The following is a 19,483-nucleotide window of genomic DNA, read 5'->3' on the forward strand; positions in this document are numbered from 1 at the left end:
CCATCTTTCCTGTAACTACCTGCCATGAGTAAAACGATGAAACCACGTGCCCGCGACCTCGGACTCCAGTTTGGCCAACTGCAACCTGGCCCCCTCAATGCCATCACCGACGTACCCGGCGTGCGGGTCGGCCATTGCGATATACGCGGCCGCACAGCCGAAGGGCGTGATATCCAGACCGGCGTCACGGTGATCGAACCACGCCCGGGCTCGACCAACCTGCAGCCCTGTTTCGCCGGCGTCCACATCCTCAACGGCAACGGCGATGCTACCGGCCTTGAGTGGATTCGCGAGGCCGGCCTGCTGACCAGCCCGATCGCCTTCACCAATACCCACAGCGTGGGCACCGTGCGGGACGCTCTGATTGCCCTGGACCGCGAGGAGCAACCCCAGGATGGCCGGCTGTACTGGAACATGCCGGTGGTGCTGGAAACCTTCGATGGCCTGCTCAACGACATCAACGGCTTTCACGTGCGTATCGAGCATGTGGCCCAGGCCCTGGGCAATGCCGTCGATGGCCCGGTGACCGAAGGCGCGGTGGGCGGCGGCAGCGGCATGATCTGCCATGAGTTCAAGGGAGGCATCGGCACCGCCTCGCGCCGGCTGAGCACCGAGCAAGGCGGCTGGACGGTCGGCGCCATCGTCCAGGCCAACCACGGTGTCCGGCAAGAGCTGCGCGTCGATGGCTACCCGGTGGGCCGCTACATGGAGCAGGTGGACTCACCCTTCCTCAAGGCCCGCCTGCCGCACCCCGGCATGGGCTCGATCGTCGTCTGCCTGGCCACTGACGCGCCATTGCTGCCGCACCAGTGCACGCGCCTCGCCCAGCGCGCCAGCATCGGCCTGGCCCGAACCGGTGGCGGAACGGAAGATCACAGCGGCGACATCTTCGTGGCCTTCTCCACCGGCAACCAGCACCTGCCGGCACCCGCCTACGAGGCCAAGGGTGCTCCGACCTGCGACAACCTGCGCATGGTCAACAATGACCACATCAGCGAATTGTTCCTCGCCGCCGCCGAAGCCGTGGAGGAAGCCATCATCAACGCGATGCTGGCCTCGCCCACCACCGAAGGCAACGGCCATCGGGTACCGGGGCTGGACGTCGAAACCCTGACCAAGGCGCTGCACCAGGCGGGTTGGCCGGGCCAGAAACCCTGACAAGGACGAAGCTTCCTGTGGGGGGCGCTTTCATTGGCCCCCACAGTAAAAGCCGCCGCCCGTGCCGAGCCGGCCCAATGGGTTTACCATTGCGCCCTTTCCTCTCCACTGGCTGCCCCCAATGACCGACCCCGTCCGCTTGTCCAAATGCGTTATCGAACTCACCGGCTGTTCGCGCCGGGAGGCGGAGCTCTATATCGAGGGCGGCTGGGTGACGGTCGATGGCGAGGTGGTCGAACAGCCGCAGTTCAAGGTTGAAGGCCAGACAGTCGCTCTACTCCCTGGTGCCACGCCCGATCCGCAGGAGCCGGTGACGCTTTTACTGAATCAGCCCGCCGGCCTGTCCTTCGAAGCCGCCCAACGCGTGCTCAACCCTGAAAGCCGATGGCCGGAAGACCGCGCCGCTGTGCGCCTGCTGCGCAGCCACTTCGCTCGCCTGACCACCACCCTGCCGCTACAACCGGGCGCCAGCGGGCTGCTGGTGATGACCCAGGACTGGCGAGCCCTGCGCAAGCTCAACGAAGACGCGAACAAGCTGGAACAGGAATACGTCGTCGAAGTCAGCGGCACGATGCTGGACAAGGGCCTCGACCGCCTGAAACGGGGCATCAAGGTCAAAGGCCAGGACCTGCCACCAGTGAAGGCAAGCTGGCAAAACGAAACCCACCTGCGCTTCGCTCTGAAGAACCCCAAACCGGGCCTGATCGCCGCTTATTGCAGCGCCGTTGGCCTCAAGGTCGTCGGCATGAAGCGCATTCGGATCGGCGGCGTACCCATGGGCAAGGTGCCGGTCGGGCAATGGCGCTACCTGGTGCAGGCCGAGCGGTTCTGAGGCACGGCGGCATCCTGTAGGGGCTGATTGAAGACTCGTAGGATGGGTAGAGCGAAGCGAAACCCATCACCGTAATCGATGGGTTTCGCAGGCTCTCCCCATCCTACGCTGCTGATGCACTGCCGCATCCTACAAGGAGCTCGCCCCCGCATTCCCGGCGAACGACTCCGGAAAATCCTCCCGCAAGGCTGCGGAAATCCACTGGCTGAACCACTCCACATCCGCCGACACCGGCCCTGGCGGCGTCAGCAGTTGGTAACTCTCCAGCGGTACGTCCACATCCACGGCCTTCACCAACACGCCATTCTCAAGCTCCTGGCGCACCAGCACCTCATTGGCCAGGGCGATGCCTCGGCCACCCTCGGCCAGTGACAGCACGTAGTCGTTGCTGACGTAAAGCACGTCCGCACTCACCTGCACCTCTACGCCGACACGGGCGAACCAGAGGTTCCACCATTCGCTGTCGTAGTGGATCAGGTCGTGGCGGGCGAGGTATTCGGCACCTTCGATCGGCCCGGTGCGGGCCAGGTATTCCGGTGAACACACGGGGAACACCCTTGGCTGCATGAGGATCGTACTCGCGCTGCTGTAATCCCCCGGCATGCCGTAGACGATGCCGAGGTCAGCGCTCTTGCCGTCGACTTCGGTGAAGGTGGAATTGGGTTCGATGACGATCTTCAGCCCCGGCCGCATGCGGCTGACGGCTTCCAGCTTGGGCGTCAGCCAGCGCTTGGCGAAGGCCGGCACGGCGAGGATCTTCAGCCAGCGCACTGCGCCTTTCTTCGCCACCTCGTCGCCGGCATCGGCGATCTGCGCCAGGGCGGAGCTGATGCGCGCGTAGTACTGGCGCCCAGCCGGCGTAAGCTCGACGCCGCGCGGCGTACGGTTGAACAGCTGCACCCCCAGCCATTCCTCCAACAACTTCACATGACGGCCGATGGCGGGCTGGGTGACATGCAGGGCCTTCGACGCGGCAACATAGCTGCCCAGCTGGGCGGCAGCCTCGAAGGCGCGCACCGCGTTGAGGGGTGGCAAACGGCGGATGGACATGGGCGGCACGGCACCTTTCTGATGTTAGTTTTTTTAATAGCACATGTAAGAAAATTGAGCTTTATAGGCCGCTCCCCCTGCCAGATGATCGGCCCCGAGGCGCGAAGAACAACAACCTCGCCCGATCAACTCCCTGTTGCCCCGGCATTGCCGGGACTGCCTAGAACAACAATCGAAAGCCCGAGGCCCGGAACGTCCGCCAGCATACGCGGCCGCCCGAACCACGGGGAACAGGAGAAGTAGTGATGAATGCTGTGCATGTCCCGTTGCCTGCGGCGGCGGTCTCGGTTCGTTCGGTACGCAAGGTGTACGGCGACCCGCAGAACGGGCCGGTAGCCCTGAAGAGCGTGGATCTGGATATCCGCGACAACGAGTTCTTCACCCTCCTCGGCCCATCCGGCTGCGGCAAGACCACCCTGCTGCGGATGATCGCCGGGTTCGAGTTCCCCAGCGCCGGGGAAATCCTCCTCTACGGCGAGAACATCGCCGACCTGCCGCCCTTCCAGCGGCCGGTCAACACCGTATTCCAGCACTACGCCCTGTTCCCCCACATGACCATCGCGGAGAACCTCGCCTTTGGCCTGGAGTCCCACCCCATGGGCAAGCGCATGAGCCGCGCCCAGGTGGCGGAGCGGGTCCGCGAGATGCTCGCGATGGTGCAGATGGAACGCTTCGCCGCACGCCGCCCGAGTCAGTTGTCCGGCGGCCAGCAACAGCGCGTGGCGCTGGCCCGCGCACTGGCGCCGCATCCCAAGGTCCTGCTGCTGGACGAACCGCTTTCGGCCCTTGACCTCAAGCTGCGCCAGGCCATGCGCGAGGAGCTCAAGAGCATCCAGGCGCGCACCGGCATCACCTTCATTTTCGTCACCCACGACCAGGAAGAAGCCCTGGCGATGTCCGACCGCATTGCCGTGCTCTCCGAAGGCCAGGTGCAGCAGGTCGGGCGCCCGGACGAAATCTACGAGCAGCCACGCAATCGCTTCGTGGCGGACTTCATCGGCGAAACCAACTTCATCGAGGCACGGCTGCTGCAGGAAGACGGCACCCAGGCGATCTACCAGGGGCCGGGCGGCAAGCCGTTCCGCGCCGCCGCCCGCGAAGGCGTCAAGCCTGGCCAGGACGTCTGCCTGTCGATTCGCCCGGAACGCCTGCACCTGGTGGAGCCGGCCCAGAGCGGCGCCATTCCCTGCCGCGTTGACAACCAGGTCTACCTCGGCACCGACCTGCACTACCACGTCAGCCTCGGCGATGGCAGCCGCCTGACCGTGCGTACGCCGAACCGTGGCGGCCAGGGCCAGCGCTTCCGCCCCGGCGAAGCTGCCGCCCTGCTGCTCGATCCAGACAGCGCCAGCGTACTGCTGGATTGAACCCGTCACCTGCCAACGGTCAACTGCCATGAACCCGACATCCCTTGCGCCCGGCGCCATGCTTGCGCGCCGCCAGGCCATGCAGAGCTTCCTCGGCGTGTCGCCCGCGCTGGTCGCCATCGGCCTGTTCCTGATCCTGCCGATCCTGATCGTGGTCGCCTATTCGCTGATGGAGGCCAACCCCTACGGCGGGGTCAACCGCGTCTTCAGCACCGAGTCCTACCTGTCGTTGCTGTTCGAGCGCCAACTTGACGACAGCCTGGCCTTCGCCGACTCCTACCTGGTGATCGCCCTTCGCTCGGTGGGCATCGCTGCCGCCACCACCCTCATCACCCTGCTGGTGGGTTTCCCGGTCGCGGTCTGGCTGTCCATGCAGCCGCCCCACCGCCGTGGCCTGCTGATCTTCCTGATCACCGTGCCCTTCTGGGCCAACCTGCTGATCCGCACTTACGCCTGGATCCTGCTGCTGCGTGGCACCGGCGTGGTGAACACCGGCCTGATGGGCCTGGGCCTGATCGACCAGCCGCTGGAGCTGCTCTACACCGACGGCGCGGTGCTGCTCGGCCTGGTCTACACCTACGCGCCCTTCGTGGTGCTGCCGATCTACGCCTGCCTGGAGAAGATGGACATGCGCCTGCTGGAAGCCGCGCAGGACCTGTATGCGGGCCGCGTGCGCACCCTGCGCAAGGTCGTCCTGCCCATCGCCCGGCCGGGCATTCTCGCCGGCGCCATCCTCACCTTCGTGCCCTGCCTGGGCGCCATGATCGCCCCGGAGCTGCTCGGCGGCGGGACGAAGATGATGCTCGGCAACCTGATCTTCCGGCAGTTCAGCGACGCCCGTAACTGGCCCTTCGGCGCGGCCCTGTCGCTGGTGCTGATGGCCGCGGTGATGCTGGTCCTGACCGTTTATGCGCTGCGTGCCGAGCGCCAGCGCGCCGCTCGTGGAGGTGTCTGATGTTGCGCCTGTTGAGCAATCGCCGCCTGGGCGTCCAGGAGTTTCCCGGCTTCGGCAGCTTCAGCTTCCTGTTCTACCTGTACCTCTATGCGCCGATCCTGGTGCTGGTGATCTTCTCCTTCAACGCCAACCAGTCGGCCACCATCTGGACCGGTTTCAGCCTCGACTGGTACCGCGCCGCCTTCGCCAACCAGGCGCTGCGCCAGGCCGCCGGCAACAGCCTGCTGATCGCCGTGTGCGCCAGCCTGGCGGCCACCGCCATCGCCACCCTGGCGGCGCTGGGCACCTCGCGGGGCGCGAAGTTCAAGGGCATGCGCCTGTCCATCGGCGCCATCATGCTGCCGCTGGTGCTCCCGGAGATCGTGGTCGGCGTCGCCACCCTGGCGCTGTTCTCCACCCTCGGCCTGTCGCTGGGCTACGGCAACCTGATCATCGCCCACACGGTGTTCTGCATCCCCTTCGCCTACCTGCCGATCCGTGCCCGGCTCGACGACATGGACCTGTCCCTGGAACAGGCCGCCGCCGACCTCTATGCCGGCCAGTGGCGCACCTTCCGCAAGGTCACCCTGCCCTTGCTGATGCCGGGCATCGTCTCGGGGCTGATGCTGGCCTTCATCGTCTCGCTGGATAACTTCGTGATCTCGATGATGGTCTCCCAGGCTGGCACCACCACCTTGCCGATCTTCATCTTCGGCCTGCTGCGAATGGGCGTGACGCCCGACGTGAATGCGGTTTCCACCTTGATCCTCGGGGTCTCCGTGCTGTTCGTGACCCTGTCCTATCTGCTCGGCAAGAAAAAACACTGAACTGGAGAGCCAACCCATGAATGCAGTGATGAAAACCCTGGGCGCCGGCCTGGCGCTGGGCCTGAGCCTGTCCGCCCAGGCCGACGGCCAACTCAACGTGGTGAGCTGGAGCGGCTACTTCTCGCCGCAGATCCTCGAGAAGTTCCAGAAGGAAACCGGCATCAAGGTCACCGTGGACTCCTACGACTCCAACGAAACCCTGCTGGCCAAGCTCAAGCAGGGTGGCACCGGCTACGACGTGGCCATCCCCTCTCACCAGTTCGTGCCGATCCTGGTGCAGGAGAACCTGCTGGAACGCTTCGACCCGGTGCAACAGCCCTACTACGCCGGCATCGTCGATAACTTGAAGAAACCCACCTGGGACCCGGAAGGCGCCTACTCCGTGCCCTTCATCTGGGGCACCACCAGCGTCGTGGTGGACACCGGCACCTACAAGGGCCCGACCGACAGCCTGGCGCTACTCTTCCAGCCGCCGGCCGAGCTGCAGGGCAAGATCAACATGTTCGACTCAGCCAGCGAAGTGATCGACGCCGCCAGCGTCTACCTGGACATTCCCCTGTGCAGCGAAGACCCCAAGCAGATGCAGCAGGTGCTGAACCTGCTGAAGGCACAGAAGCCCTTCGTGAAGACTTACAGTTCCAAGGCCGGCTCCATACGCGAGAACCTCGCCTCGGGCGAGATCGACATGTCGCTGTTCTGGGGCGGTTCGTCCATGCGCGCTCGCGAAATGAAACCGAGCCTGCGCTACCTCTATCCGAAGGAAGGCGTAATGGCCTGGGTGGACAACCTGGTGATCCCCAAGGGCGCGCGCAACCCGGATAGCGCCAAGCGCTTCATCGCCTTCCTCAGCCAGCCGGAAAACGCCGCACTGACGCAGAACTTCCTCAAGCACCAGAGCCCGGTCAAAGGCGTGGAGCCTTACCTGGACGCCAGCCTGAAAGATGCCCCGGAACTGCACATCCCTGACGGCACCAAGGTGCTCTTCAGCAAGACCTGTGGCGAAGGCGCCATCCGCCTGGCCGACCGCGTCTGGACCAACCTGATGCGCTGAACCGCCCGCCCCGCCCGACCGGGCGGGGCCTTCCGCAACCCGCCGTTTGCCCAAGGCAGGATCATGAGCAAGAACGAACCCCTCAGTGAGCTGGTGCAACTGCCAGCCCACCAGCTTTCCCTGCACATCCGCCAGCGCCAGGTGTCCTGCCGCGAGGTGATGCAGGACTACCTGGCCCATATCGAACGTTTCAATCCACGGGTGAATGCCCTGGTCAGCCTGCAGCCCACCGAGCGACTGCTGGCCGAGGCCGACCAGCGCGACGCTGAACTTGCCCGTGGCGACTACAAGGGCTGGATGCACGGCCTGCCCCATGCGGTGAAGGATCTCTCCCTCACCCAAGGCATCCGCACCACCCTCGGCTCGCCACTGTACAAGGACTACATCCCCGACCGCGACGGCATCATGGTCGAACGCCTGAAAGCCGCCGGCGCCATCATCATCGGCAAGAGCAACACCCCGGAATTCGGCCTCGGCTCGCAAACCTACAACCCGCTGTTCGGCGCCACCGGCTGCGCCTACGACCCGACCCGTACCGCTGGCGGCAGCAGTGGCGGCGCGGCGGCGGCGCTGGCCATGCGCCTGGTGCCGGTGGCCGACGGCAGCGACATGATGGGCTCGCTGCGCAACCCGGCGGCGTTCAACAACATCATCGGCTTCCGCCCGTCCCAGGGCCGGGTGCCCTTCGATGATGCCGCCGACCTGTTCCTCGACCAGTTGGGCTACGAAGGCCCCATGGGTCGCAATACCCGCGACGTTGCCCTGCTGCTTTCGGTACAGGCCGGGGGCGATGCGCGCTCGCCGCTGTCCATCAGCGCAGGCAGCCAGGACTTCGCCGGTGCGCTGGACCATGACTTCAAGGGCGCCCGCCTCGGCTGGCTAGGTGATTTCGACGGTTACCTGCCCATGGAGCACGGCGTGCTGGACCTGTGCCGCACAGCCTTCAAGGACTTCGAATCCCTCGGCTGCCAGATCGACGAGGCCCGTCCCGACTACTCCATGGCCAGGCTCTGGGACACCTGGCGCACCCTGCGCCATTGGCAGGTGGCCAGCTCACTCGGCAGCCATTACGCCGACCCGGCCAGGCGCGAGCAACTCAAGCCGGAAGCGATCTGGGAAGTGGAGAACGGCCTGCGACTGTCGGCCATGGACGTGTCCCGCGCCTCCGCCGCTCGCACCGACTGGTACCGCGCCATCTGCCAACTGTTCGAACGCTACGACTACCTGCTGCTGCCCAGCGCCCAGGTCTTCCCCTTCGACAAGACCCGGCACTGGCCGAAGGAGATCGCGGGCGTCGCTATGGACACCTACCACCGCTGGATGGAAGTGGTGATCCCCGCCACCCTCTCCGGCTGCCCGGCGGCCAACGTGCCGGTGGGCTTCGACAGCCGCGGCCTGCCCATGGGCCTGCAGATCATCGGCCCACACCAGGCGGACCTCGCCGTGCTGCAACTGGCCCATGCCTATGAACAGGCCAGCGGCTGGACCCGGCATCTGCCGGGGTGTCTGGTGGTTTGAGGGCGTCTGCTGTTCTTTGTAGGGGTGAATTCATTCGCCAAGGGATGCGCAGCGTCCCCGCAAACCCAAGGGCAGCTCTTCGGCCGGCGCATGAGTTGGCTATGTCTGCATTGCCCGTAGGAGCTGGCTTGCCAGCGAATGGCCCCGTTTCGCTGGCAAGCCAGCTCCTACAAGGCTCTTGGCCCGATGGTAAATCTCTCGCAATAGCTAGCGCAGACATGGCGAATGAATTCGCCCCTACAACCGCTGTTCCTGGCCGGTACGGCTTTCCTGCGGTCGCTGGCCGGACGATGCCGTTCGTTCGGCTGGGTTGGCGCTCAGGCGCTGGAACTCGAACACCGGTGTCTTGGCCGGTTTGCTCCTGAGGGCGACGCTGCCCGGCCCCTGGCCAGCGTACTGGCCGTAGACGCCCAACATGAACATGCCGATCACCATGAAGATGGCGGCACGCTCGATCGACCTGGGGTTCTTGCCGGAAGGCTGGTGCAGGACCTGCAGCCTCGGCGAACGGGATGCGCGCTTCATCAGTCGTCCAGGAGCCGGTCCATCAATTCCAGGCCCAGGCGCTGGGTGCTGGATTCGTCCCGCAGCTCGCGCTGGCTGATGCCGGCGATCTTGGTCCGAGGGATGGCGAGGTGCTGGTTGCGCAGGGTGATGGAACAACTGCCATCGGGCTCCCACAAGCACTCGAACTGAAAGGTGACGCTCATTTTGTTCAAGGTGTCCTCAACCTGGCGAAGCATCAAATTATTCATTCTCAGTCCTCCCCACCAATCGAGTGGCCGGACTGAAAAACCTAGCAGGGAAACTCGCCACGTAAATGTCATTGGGCGGCTATTCATCGGAAAGCTTCCTCCAACACAATGACAACCCCGTTGCAGAGCCTTTGCAGACAAACGGTCCTTGAAACCTGCCTCAGCGGGTACGTCACTTGCCATAAGGCAAGTTCGAGGCGGCCCGCATGCCCAACGATCCTTTAGCACCCGTGTTCGGCGTCGAGGAAAGCTTTTTCCTGGTCGACACACGCAGCCGCAACCTGCCAACGCAACTGCCGGATGGATTTCTCGAGGCGGCACGGGACGCGTTCAGGGAAGGCTTCAGCCAGGAAATGTTCCAGAGCGTGGTGTGCCTGGACATGGCCCAACCGACCCTGCTGGAAATCAATGAGGCCCGCGCTTGCCTGCTGGAGAAACGTACGCGCCTGGCTGCCATCGCCAGGGAGCATCAGCTGGCGCCACTCTGTGCAGGCTCCCACCCCTTCGCCGACTGGCATGTGCAGGTGCCGTCGGATGACCCGCACTACCAACCGCTCTTCGAAGACCAGCGGATGATCGCTCACCGCAGCCTGGTCTGCGGCATGCGCGTGCACGTGGTGGTGCCGCTGGAGATCGACCGCATCCAGGTGATGAACCGGGTACTGGGCTGGCTTCCGCTGCTGTTGGCGCTGAGCACCTCATCGCCTTTATGGAACGGCCGCCCAACCGGGTTGATGAGCTACCGCCAGGCAGTGTGCGCCGAGTGGCCGCACAAGGGCATTCCCGAGCACTTCCCCGACGAGCCTGCCTTCAACGCCTATCTGCAGTGGCTGATGGCCTCGGGGTCGATACGCCGCGAAGGCGACCTGGCCTGGTGCATTCGCCCGTCGCCGCGCTTTCCCACCCTGGAACTCCTCGCGGCCGATGCCTGCCCCTCGGTGGAAGACGCCCTGTGCATCGTCGCCCTGTTCCGCGCCCTGGTCAGTTGGGCCATGGTCCAGGACGACGGCGACCTGCAAGACGCCCCCCTGCAACGCCTGGTCCTGAAGGAGAACCACTGGCGCGCCATGCGCTTCGGCATCCACGGCATGTACCTCGACGGCTCGGGCGAGGCCAGCCTCTCCGCCGGGGCCTGGCTGGCAAGGGCGTACGCCTGCTTTGGCGAACTCGCCGAGTCCGAGGGCGATGACCAGGCCTTCGTCCGTGGCCGGCATGTGCTGCGTTACGGCAGTAGCGCCGACCGGCAGCTACTGCGCTACCGGGAAGCCCTGCAGTCCGGCCTGCCCCGGCAGCAGGCGCTGGTGGCGGTCATCGACGAGCTGATTGCCGAAACCACTGGTGGCTAGCCGACCGGGCTGACCTTCAAGACACAGGAAATGCTCTGTGTGCGGCCGTCCCAGATATAGCGGAAGTGCGCGCCCTGCACCGGCAGGCTGACCGCAGGCGGGCGGAAGGCCGCCACGCACTCGTGGCCGGGCAGGCGCACGCTGTTGTACAGCAGCCCCCACTTGCCGGCATTGCGGTGAAGCCCGCCGAAGGCCTGGCTGGTGCCGTAACTGGCCATGTCCGGGTCATGCAGCTCGACCCGGTCGCGCACATCGAGCATCGGGCTGACCACCTTGTTCACATAGGCCCGTAGCGTGATTTCGATGCTCGCCTCCCGGGTGGCACGCCAGAAGTGCTCCTGGTGGTAACGGGTTTCGGCGATGGCCGCGTCGAGGGAGCTTGCACAGTAGTAGACGCCGAAGCTGCCGTCGGTAAAGCGGCTGGCGCGACCGATATGGGTGAATACGGCCATCACCACGGTGGAGCCGCTGCCACTGACACGGTCTTCGGGGGCAACGCGGGAAATCTCCCCCACCTGGTCGCGCAGGCGGTCGTTGGTCATGGCCTCGATGGCGTAGGCCAGCTCCAGCTCATCGGGATCGAGGGTGTCTTCGAATACGGAAATGGGCGGGAAGGCGCTGTTGACCAGGCGATAGGCCTTGCTCCACTCGGGAATCCGTTCCACCAGCAACTCCTCGGTCATCAGCCTCGCACTCCATCGAGGTAACGGCGCACATCGGCCACATCCACCACCTGGCCACCGAGCATGTACTGCAGGGCGCTGCGGCCGTTGAAGGGTGCCGCGCTGTTGGGCTTGTGCACCCATTCGTAGGCACGCGCTTCCTGGTTGCTGAAGAGGATACGCAGGGACTTGTGGATGCCCATCAGGTAGGAGATCCGCTCCAGCGTGTCGTGCGGCAGGCGCACGCTGGGCAGCTTCTTGTAGCTGAAATAGGTGGTGTTGCCGATGGAGCCGAGCAAGGTGCGCTGCTGCTCCTTGGAGCAACCCCACTTGTCCATCAGGTTGAAGAAGAACTTCAGGGCCACGCGGCCGGCTTCGCCGCTCTGGAGGTCTGGAATGACATGGCGGGCAGGGCTGCTCATGGCGTCTCCTGGGTGAATGACTATGCTTTCAACTCTACTCCTGATCCGAACTATTTCAAGTATTCAGTTCGTATGCGTAGTCACTTTTGTCCTGCTGACGGCCTTCATGTGCGATCAATGGAAAAAAACGCCAATGTAGCGGAGCGCTCAGGACCTAGGCCCCGCCGTCCACGCTGGCTAGAGTGCCGGCGCACGCCATTCGCGAGGGCCACCGCCATGCTCGACGCCACCACCGCCCGCCGCTCCCGTTACCTGGAGAACCGTCACCTGGCACTGGCCCTGTTCGCCGAGCAGGGCTACGGCCAGGTGAGCATGCGCGACCTGGCGGCACAGCTGGGCATCAAGGCCGGCTCCATCTACCACCACGTGGAAAGCAAGGAAGCCCTGCTGTTCGAGTTCATCGAAGAGCTCTACGAGCAGTTGCTGGACAATGCTGCCCTGGCCACCCGCCGACACCGCGACCCAGCCAAGTGCCTGGCCGCGCTGATCGACGCCCACCTCGCCCTGCATCAGCCCATGGGCCTGCACTTCCGCCTGGCCGAGCTTGAAGCCCGCTGCCTCTCCGGCGAGCGCCTGGAACAGGCCCGCGCGCTGCGCCAGGCCTATGAAGCCGCCCTGCTGGAGCCCTTGCAGCAACTGGTCGGCCAGCCCCTGGATGTCGCCGGACGCGGTGCCGTGGCCAGCATCGTGTCCCTGCTCAACCAATTGCCGGCCTGGCTGGATGCCAGCGGCCTGCCGGCGGAACAAGGGCTGGAGTTGATGAAGCGGATGGTACTGGGCAGCGTGCGCGGTGCCATGCGCCTGCCCTGAGGCGGGAGCACCGTCGCAAACAGCCGGGCTACCGACTGGGCAGCCCTTCGGGCTGCATGGCGATTGAAATGGCTATGTCTGCGTAAAGTGCTGAAGGTCCTGGAATCCCTTGTAGGAGCTAGCTTGCTAGCGATTTCGCACTGTGCGTCAGGCCGGAAGAAACCGCATCTCCTTGCTCTCCCCCAGCAGGAACGCCCGGTTGTACTCGGCGCTTTCGCGCAGGTACTCGGCCGCCAGGGCGATGCGTTTCAGCTTGCGCAGGTCCTCGCGGTAGTACATCCAGAACTGCCGCGTGACTTCCACCTGCCCTGGCAGCACTTCCACCAGCCGCGGGTCGGGCCCGGCGATGAAGCACGGCAGGATGGCCATCGCCCGGCCCTGCAGCGCCGCGTGGTACTGGGCGATCACGCTGGTGCTGCGCAGATGGCTGACCGCGCCGGGGATCACGTCCTCCAGATAGAGCAGCTCCGGGCTGAACGCCAGGTCATCGACGTAGGTGACGAACGCCCGCCCGGCCAGGTCCTCGCGGCGTTCGATCGGCCCCTGGCGCTCCAGGTATTCGGGCGTCGCGTATAGCCGCAGCCGGTAGTCACACAGCCGCGAGCAGACGTAAGGCCCCCGCTCCGGGCGCTCCAGGGCAATGGCGATGTCCGCGTCGCGGCGCGACAGGCTGATGAAGTGCGGCACCGGCAGGATGTCCACCGAAATGTGCGGGTAGCGGTCCTGGAAGCGGCTCATCTGTGCAGTGACGAAGTACGAGCCGAAACCTTCGGTGGAACCGATGCGCAGATGCCCGGACAGCGCCAGGCTGGTGCCCGAAACCTGCTCGCAGGCGGCCTGCAGGGTGCTCTCCAGCGACTCGGCATAGCTCAGCAGGCGCTGCCCCTCGGGTGTCAGGACGAACCCGGCATTGCGTGATTTCTCGAACAACAGCGCGCCCATGCCCTGCTCCAGGGCACGGATGCGCCGCGAAACCGTGGTGTAGTCCACGTCCAGGCGCCGGGCCGCGGTGCTGGCGGTACGGGCGCGCGCCACTTCGAGGAAGTACTTGAGGTCGTCCCAGTTCAGGCGCCCGACCAGGGTAGGATTTTTTTGCATATCGAACCGGCTTTTTTGGCTATTCCAAGGCGTATTTGTGCCTACCTATACTCGGTCCAACGCACCTTGGCCAGCTTCCAGGGCCAGCCCGCCAGACAACAACAAAGGAAAGGCGACCATGAGCGACAACCGGCATCCCTTCGTCACCGCCCGCGACTTCCTGTTGGCCCATCGCACCGACTACGACACCGCCGTGCGCGAGTTCAGATGGCCGGAGCTCAAGGAATTCAACTGGGCGCTGGACTACTTCGATGTGATGGCCAAGGGCAACGACGCCCCGGCGCTCTGGATAGTCGGCGACCAGGGTCGCGAGCAGCGCTACAGCTTCCAGGACCTGTCGACCCGCTCCAACCGCGTCGCCAACCACCTGCGCCAGCTCGGCGTGCAACGCGGCGAGCGCATCCTGCTGATGCTCGGCAACGAGGTCGCGCTCTGGGAGATCATGCTGGCCGCCTTCAAGATCGGCGCCGTGGTCATCCCCGCCACCGCCCTGCTCACCCCGGAAGACCTGCGCGACCGCCTCGACCGGGGCCGGGTCAGCCATGTGATCGCCGGCAGCGCCAACGTGCAGAAATTCGACGGACTGGCCGGTGACTACACCCGCCTCTGCGTCGGCGAGCCGGTACCGGGCTGGATCAGCCACGCCGGCGCCCTCGCCTGCTCCGGCGAATTCGAGGCCGAAGGCCCCACCCTCGCCACCGACCCGCTGCTGCTCTACTTCACCTCCGGCACCACCTCCAAGCCCAAGCTGGTGCTGCACAGCCACCAGAGCTACCCGGTGGGCCACCTCTCCACCCTCTACTGGATCGGCCTGCAGCCCGGCGACGTCCACCTGAACATTTCCTCCCCCGGCTGGGCCAAGCACGCCTGGAGCTGCTTCTTCGCCCCCTGGAACGCCGGTGCCTGCGTATTCATCTATGACGTCCCGCGCTTCTCCGCCCGCGGCCTGCTGGAAACCCTGGCCAGCCACAGCGTCACCAGCCTCTGCGCACCGCCCACCGTGTGGCGCATGCTGGTGCAGGAAGACCTCGCCGCCTACCGCTCGCGCCTCAGCCTGCGAGAGCTGGTGGGCGCCGGTGAACCGATGAACCCGGAGATCATCGAACACATCCGGCAAGCCTGGGGCCTGCCCCTGCGTGACGGCTTCGGCCAGTCGGAAACCACCGCGCTGATCGGCAACACCCCCGGCCAGCCACTCAAGGTCGGTTCCATGGGACGCCCGCTGCCCGGCTACCGCGTGGTGCTGCTGGATGCCGACGGCAACCCGCGTGAGGAAGGTGAAGTGGCGCTGCAGTTCGACCCGCGCCCGCTGGGCCTGATGACCTGCTACGAAGACAGTCCGGAGAAAACCGCCGAAGTCACCCGTGGCGGCCACTACCGCACCGGCGACACCGCCGCCCGCGATGCCGAGGGCTACATCACCTTCGTCGGCCGCGCCGATGACGTGTTCAAGTCCTCGGACTACCGCATCAGCCCCTTCGAGCTGGAAAGCGCCCTGATCGAGCATGACGCCGTCATGGAAGTCGCCATCGTGCCAAGCCCGGACCCGGTGCGCCTGGCCGTGCCCAAGGCTTTCCTCATCCTTGCGCCGGGCCATGTTCCCAGCCCCGCCCTGGCCGAGGCGATCCTCGCCTTCGCCCGCGAACACCTGGCGCCCTACAAGCGGGTGCGCCGCCTGGAGTTTGTCAGCGAACTGCCCAAGACCATCTCCGGAAAGATCCGCCGCGTCGAGCTGCGCCGCATCGAACTGCAGCGCCGCCAGGACCACACGCGAGCCGAGCTGGAGTTCTTCGAGGAAGACTTCCCGGCCCTGCGGACCGAGACCGCTCGCTGACCCCCACCCCATTCACCGGGGCCGAACCATCGGCCCCACGGGCGACCTCGCCCTGACGATTCACTCACGACAGGATAGGAACCATGAGCCAGAACACCGCCATCCCCACCGTCAAATTGCTGATCGACGGCAAGCTGGTCGAGTCCCGCACCAGCCAATGGCGCGATGTGGTCAACCCGGCGACCCAGGAAGTCCTGGCCCGCGTGCCCTTCGCCACTGAAGACGAAATGAACGCCGCCGTGGCCAGCGCCAGGGAAGCCTTCAAGACCTGGCGCAAGACCCCCATCGGCGCCCGCGCGCGCATCTTCCTCAAGTACCAGCAACTGATCCGCGAGAACATGAAGGAGCTGGCCGCCCTGCTCACCGCCGAACAGGGCAAGACCCTGCCGGACGCCGAGGGCGACATCTTCCGTGGCCTGGAAGTCGTGGAGCACGCCGCCAACATCGGCACCCTGCAGATGGGCGAACTGGCCAACAACGTCGCAAACGGCGTGGACACCTACACCCTCAACCAGCCCCTGGGCGTGTGTGCCGGCATTACCCCCTTCAACTTCCCGGCGATGATTCCGCTGTGGATGTTCCCCATGGCCATCGCCACCGGTAACACCTTCGTCCTCAAGCCGTCCGAGCAGGACCCGATGGTGACCATGCGCCTGGCCGAACTGGCCATCGAAGCCGGGATTCCGGCCGGCGTGCTCAACGTCATCCACGGCGGCGTCGACGCGGTGAACCTGCTCTGCGACCACCCGGACATCAAGGCCGTATCCTTCGTCGGCTCGACCAAGGTGGGCACCCACGTCTACAACCGCGCCACCGCCAACGGCAAACGCGCCCAGTGCATGATGGGCGCCAAGAACCACGCCATCATCCTGCCCGACGCCCACAAGCAGCAGACCCTCAACAACCTCGCCGGCGCGGCCTTCGGCGCGGCGGGCCAGCGCTGCATGGCGCTCTCGGTGGTGATCCTGGTCGGCGAGGCACAGACCTGGCTGCCGGACCTGGTGGAAAAAGCCAGGAGCCTGAAGATCGGTGCCGGTGTCGAGCCGGGTACGGATGTCGGCCCGGTGGTCTCCTGCGCCGCACTGGACCGCGTCAGCAGCCTGATCGCTGCGGGCGAGCGGGAAGGCGCGCAGTTGGTACTCGACGGCCGCAACCCGCAGGTGACCGGCTACGCCAGCGGCAACTTCGTCGGCCCGACCATCTTCGCCGGCGTCACCCCGGAGATGAGCATCTATCGCGACGAGATCTTCGGGCCGGTGCTCTGCGTGGTGAACGCCGCCAGCCTGGACGAGGCCATCGCCTTCATCAATGCCAACCCGAACGGTAACGGCACCGCCCTCTTCACCCGCTCCGGCGCCGCCGCGCGGCACTTCCAGGAAGAGATCGATGTCGGCCAGGTGGGCATCAACGTGCCGATCCCGGTACCGGTCCCGCTGTTCTCCTTCACCGGCTCCCGCGCCTCCAAGCTCGGCGACCTCGGCCCCTACGGCAAGCAAGTGGTGCAGTTCTACACCCAGACCAAGACCGTAACCTCGCGCTGGTTCGACGAAGACGAAGTGGGCGGCGCGGTCAACACCACCATCACCCTCAAATAACCACCGCCCCGTCGGTTGGCGTAGAGCGAAGCGAAACCCAACGTTCCCGAACACCGGGGTCGTTGGGCCACGCGCAGCTCGAACCAACCCATAAAACCTGCAAGCGAGAACGGACTATGAATATCGGCTTCATCGGACTCGGCAACATGGGCGGCCCCATGGCCCTCAACCTGGCAAAGGCCGGTCACCGGCTGCACGTCTTCGACCTGTCGCAACTGGCGGTGGCGCAACTGGTGGAGGCCGGCGCCCGCGCCGTTGACTCCCCCGCCGCCGTGGCCCGCGCGGGCGTCGACGTGATCATCACCATGCTGCCGGCAGCGCAGCACGTGAAAACTGTCTACCTCGGCGAAGACGGCCTGCTGGCCAATGTGGCCAAGGGCGTGCTGCTGATCGACAGCTCCACCATCGATCCGCACAGCGCCCGCGAAGTGGCCGCCGCCGCCCGCAAGCAGGGCAACCCCATGCTCGATGCGCCGGTTTCCGGCGGCACCGGTGGCGCGGCGGCCGGCACCCTGACCTTCATGGTCGGTGGCGAAGCGGCGGACTTCGACCGCGCCCATCCGGTGCTCTGCGCCATGGGCCGCAACATCGTCCACTGCGGTGACACCGGCAACGGCCAGGTGGCCAAGGTGGCCAACAACATGCTGCTGGGCATCTCCATGATCGGCGTCGCCGAAGCCATGTCCCTGGGCGTGTCCCTGGGTATGGACGCCAAGGTGCTGGCCGGCATCCTCAACACCTCCAGCGGCCGCTGCTGGAGCTCGGAAATCAACAACCCCTTCCCCGGCGTGCTGGAAAACGCCCCTGCCTCGCGCGGCTACAGCGGCGGCTTCGGCAGCGACCTGATGCTCAAGGACCTCGGCCTGGCCACCGAAGCCGCACGCCAGGCGCGCCAGCCGGTGATCCTCGGCGCGCTGGCGCAGCAGCTCTACCAGAGCTTCAGCCTGCAGGGCCACGGCGGCCTGGACTTTTCCGCCATCATCAAACTCTACCGGCAGGACGGCTGACCAGCCGTCCGGGAGCATCACGATGCAGGATTTCGAACTCTCCGAAGAGCAGCGGATGATCCGCGACATGGCGCGGGATTTCGCCCGTGCCGAGGTGGCGCCGCACGCGCAGGCCTGGGAAAAGGCCGGCTGGATCGATGATGAGCTGGTGCAACAGATGGGTGATCTGGGCCTGCTCGGCATGGTGGTGCCGGAGGCATGGGGCGGCACCTACATCGACTACGTGGCCTATGCCCTGGCGGTGGAGGAAATCTCCGCCGGCGACGGCGCCCTCGGCGCGCTGATGAGCATCCACAACTCGGTCGGCTGCGGCCCCCTCCTCAACTACGGCAGCGAGGCCCAGAAAGACCGCTGGCTGCCGGAGCTGGCCAGCGGCGCCGCTATCGGCTGCTTCTGCCTCACCGAACCCCAGGCCGGCTCGGAGGCGCACAACCTGCGCACCCGCGCCGAACTGCACGACGGCCAGTGGATAATCAATGGCGCCAAGCAATTCGTCAGCAATGGCAAGCGCGCCAAGCTCGCCATCGTCTTCGCGGTGACCGATCCGGAACTGGGCAAGCGCGGCCTGTCCGCCTTCCTGGTGCCGACCGACACCCCCGGATTCAACGTCGACCGCAGCGAGCACAAGATGGGCATCAAGGCCTCGGACACCTGCGCCGTGACCCTGAGCGACTGCCGCATTCCCGCGGAAAACCTGCTGGGCCAGCGCGGCAAGGGCCTGGCCATCGCCCTGTCGAACCTGGAGGGCGGCCGCATCGGCATCGCCGCCCAGGCTCTCGGCATCGCCCGCGCAGCCTTTGAAGCAGCCTTGGGCTATGCGCGGGAGCGGGTGCAGTTCGGCAAGCCGATCATCGAGCACCAGAGCATTGGCAACCTGCTCGCGGACATGCAGACGCGCCTGAATGCCGCGCGCCTGATGATCCTCCACGCCGCCCGCCTGAAGAGCGCCGGCCTGCCCTGCCTGTCGGAAGCCTCCCAGGCCAAGCTGTTCGCCTCGGAAATCGCCGAGCAGGTGTGCTCCAGCGCCATCCAGATCCACGGCGGCTACGGCTACCTGGAGGATTACCCGGTGGAGAAGTACTACCGGGACGCGCGCATCACGCAGATCTACGAAGGATCGAGCGAGGTCCAGCGATTGCTGATTGCACGGGAGCTGGCGAACTACACGCTTTGATCGGCGCGTTGGGGCGAACCTGCGGTCCGCTTGGCGAATGAAC

19 protein-coding genes are annotated in these 19,483 nt (G+C 65.6%); 13 read left to right on the top strand and 6 right to left on the bottom strand.

The window, feature by feature from the left end:
* The first annotated feature begins 36 nt into the window (after positions 1-36).
* Both G559_RS0121290 and G559_RS0121295 read left to right on the top strand, forming a co-directional pair.
* Positions 37-1,158, top strand: a complete 1,122-nt coding sequence (locus G559_RS0121290) for a DmpA family aminopeptidase (protein WP_028630185.1) — start codon at positions 37-39, stop codon at positions 1,156-1,158.
* A 121-nt stretch (positions 1,159-1,279) separates the two neighbouring features.
* On the top strand, positions 1,280-1,990 hold the full coding sequence (locus tag G559_RS0121295; RefSeq protein ID WP_028630186.1) for an rRNA pseudouridine synthase: 711 nt from the start codon (positions 1,280-1,282) through the stop codon (positions 1,988-1,990).
* A gap of 129 nt (positions 1,991-2,119) precedes the next feature.
* Here the strand turns inward: G559_RS0121295 and G559_RS0121300 are convergent, their stop codons facing one another.
* Positions 2,120-3,040, bottom strand: a complete 921-nt coding sequence (locus tag G559_RS0121300) for a LysR substrate-binding domain-containing protein (protein WP_028630187.1) — start codon at positions 3,038-3,040, stop codon at positions 2,120-2,122.
* Between the two features lie 245 nt (positions 3,041-3,285).
* On the opposite strand from G559_RS0121300, the gene G559_RS0121305 reads away from it, so the two are divergent.
* From G559_RS0121305 to G559_RS0121325, 5 genes are all read left to right on the top strand, one after another.
* Positions 3,286-4,407, top strand: a complete 1,122-nt coding sequence (locus tag G559_RS0121305; protein ID WP_028630188.1) for an ABC transporter ATP-binding protein — start codon at positions 3,286-3,288, stop codon at positions 4,405-4,407.
* Positions 4,408-4,435: 28 nt separating this feature from the next.
* Positions 4,436-5,362 (top strand): ABC transporter permease, encoded by a 927-nt coding sequence (locus tag G559_RS0121310; RefSeq protein WP_028630189.1) that lies wholly within the window; start codon positions 4,436-4,438, stop codon positions 5,360-5,362.
* Entirely contained in the window at positions 5,362-6,168 is an 807-nt protein-coding gene (locus G559_RS0121315) for an ABC transporter permease (protein ID WP_028630190.1), read from the top strand. Before G559_RS0121310 ends, G559_RS0121315 begins: the two co-directional genes overlap by 1 nt.
* Positions 6,169-6,184: 16 nt before the next feature.
* A complete protein-coding gene (locus tag G559_RS0121320; RefSeq protein ID WP_028630191.1) occupies positions 6,185-7,219 on the top strand; it encodes an ABC transporter substrate-binding protein in 1,035 nt (344 codons plus the stop codon).
* A 63-nt stretch (positions 7,220-7,282) separates the two neighbouring features.
* The gene (locus G559_RS0121325) at positions 7,283-8,737 is read left to right on the top strand and encodes an amidase (RefSeq protein ID WP_028630192.1); all 1,455 of its coding nucleotides are present in this window, start codon (positions 7,283-7,285) and stop codon (positions 8,735-8,737) included.
* A gap of 237 nt (positions 8,738-8,974) precedes the next feature.
* On the opposite strand, the gene G559_RS0121330 is transcribed toward G559_RS0121325, so the two are convergent.
* Together G559_RS0121330 and G559_RS0121335 are read right to left on the bottom strand one after the other, a co-directional pair.
* Complete coding sequence (locus G559_RS0121330; RefSeq protein WP_028630193.1) at positions 8,975-9,262, bottom strand: hypothetical protein; 288 nt, start codon at positions 9,260-9,262, stop codon at positions 8,975-8,977.
* Positions 9,262-9,447, bottom strand: coding sequence for a hypothetical protein (locus G559_RS0121335; RefSeq protein ID WP_028630194.1), 186 nt, complete (start codon positions 9,445-9,447; stop codon positions 9,262-9,264). Before G559_RS0121335 ends, G559_RS0121330 begins: the two co-directional genes overlap by 1 nt.
* A gap of 251 nt (positions 9,448-9,698) precedes the next feature.
* Between G559_RS0121335 and G559_RS0121340 the strand changes: the two genes are divergently transcribed.
* The gene (locus G559_RS0121340) at positions 9,699-10,838 is read left to right on the top strand and encodes a carboxylate-amine ligase (protein ID WP_028630195.1); all 1,140 of its coding nucleotides are present in this window, start codon (positions 9,699-9,701) and stop codon (positions 10,836-10,838) included.
* Here the strand turns inward: G559_RS0121340 and G559_RS0121345 are convergent.
* Both G559_RS0121345 and G559_RS0121350 read right to left on the bottom strand, forming a co-directional pair.
* Positions 10,835-11,521: an RES family NAD+ phosphorylase gene (locus G559_RS0121345; protein WP_028630196.1), complete on the bottom strand. Its 687-nt coding sequence runs from the start codon at positions 11,519-11,521 to the stop codon at positions 10,835-10,837. The two genes, G559_RS0121340 and G559_RS0121345, sit on opposite strands and share 4 nt — an antisense overlap.
* Positions 11,521-11,922 (bottom strand): MbcA/ParS/Xre antitoxin family protein, encoded by a 402-nt coding sequence (locus G559_RS0121350; protein ID WP_028630197.1) that lies wholly within the window; start codon positions 11,920-11,922, stop codon positions 11,521-11,523. The genes G559_RS0121345 and G559_RS0121350 overlap by 1 nt, the downstream gene beginning before the upstream one ends.
* 216 nt (positions 11,923-12,138) lie before the next feature.
* On the opposite strand from G559_RS0121350, the gene G559_RS0121355 reads away from it, so the two are divergent.
* A complete protein-coding gene (locus tag G559_RS0121355; protein ID WP_028630198.1) occupies positions 12,139-12,732 on the top strand; it encodes a TetR/AcrR family transcriptional regulator in 594 nt (197 codons plus the stop codon).
* A 147-nt stretch (positions 12,733-12,879) separates the two neighbouring features.
* Here the strand turns inward: G559_RS0121355 and G559_RS0121360 are convergent, their stop codons facing one another.
* Positions 12,880-13,830, bottom strand: a complete 951-nt coding sequence (locus G559_RS0121360; RefSeq protein WP_028630199.1) for a LysR family transcriptional regulator — start codon at positions 13,828-13,830, stop codon at positions 12,880-12,882.
* A gap of 118 nt (positions 13,831-13,948) precedes the next feature.
* On the opposite strand from G559_RS0121360, the gene G559_RS0121365 reads away from it, so the two are divergent.
* From G559_RS0121365 to G559_RS0121380, 4 genes are all read left to right on the top strand, one after another.
* On the top strand, positions 13,949-15,664 hold the full coding sequence (locus tag G559_RS0121365; protein WP_028630200.1) for an AMP-binding protein: 1,716 nt from the start codon (positions 13,949-13,951) through the stop codon (positions 15,662-15,664).
* A gap of 83 nt (positions 15,665-15,747) precedes the next feature.
* Positions 15,748-17,259 carry a CoA-acylating methylmalonate-semialdehyde dehydrogenase gene (locus G559_RS0121370; protein WP_028630201.1) on the top strand — a complete coding sequence of 504 codons (1,512 nt, stop codon included), beginning with the start codon at positions 15,748-15,750 and terminating at the stop codon, positions 17,257-17,259.
* 116 nt (positions 17,260-17,375) lie between these two features.
* Positions 17,376-18,266, top strand: a complete 891-nt coding sequence (gene mmsB, locus G559_RS0121375) for a 3-hydroxyisobutyrate dehydrogenase (RefSeq protein ID WP_028630202.1) — start codon at positions 17,376-17,378, stop codon at positions 18,264-18,266.
* Positions 18,267-18,288: 22 nt separating this feature from the next.
* Complete coding sequence (locus G559_RS0121380) at positions 18,289-19,440, top strand: acyl-CoA dehydrogenase family protein (RefSeq protein ID WP_028630203.1); 1,152 nt, start codon at positions 18,289-18,291, stop codon at positions 19,438-19,440.
* The last annotated feature ends 43 nt before the right edge of the window (positions 19,441-19,483 follow it).

The sequence above is a fragment of the Metapseudomonas resinovorans DSM 21078 genome, from assembly GCF_000423545.1.
Classification (GTDB): Bacteria; Pseudomonadota; Gammaproteobacteria; order Pseudomonadales; family Pseudomonadaceae; genus Metapseudomonas; species Metapseudomonas resinovorans.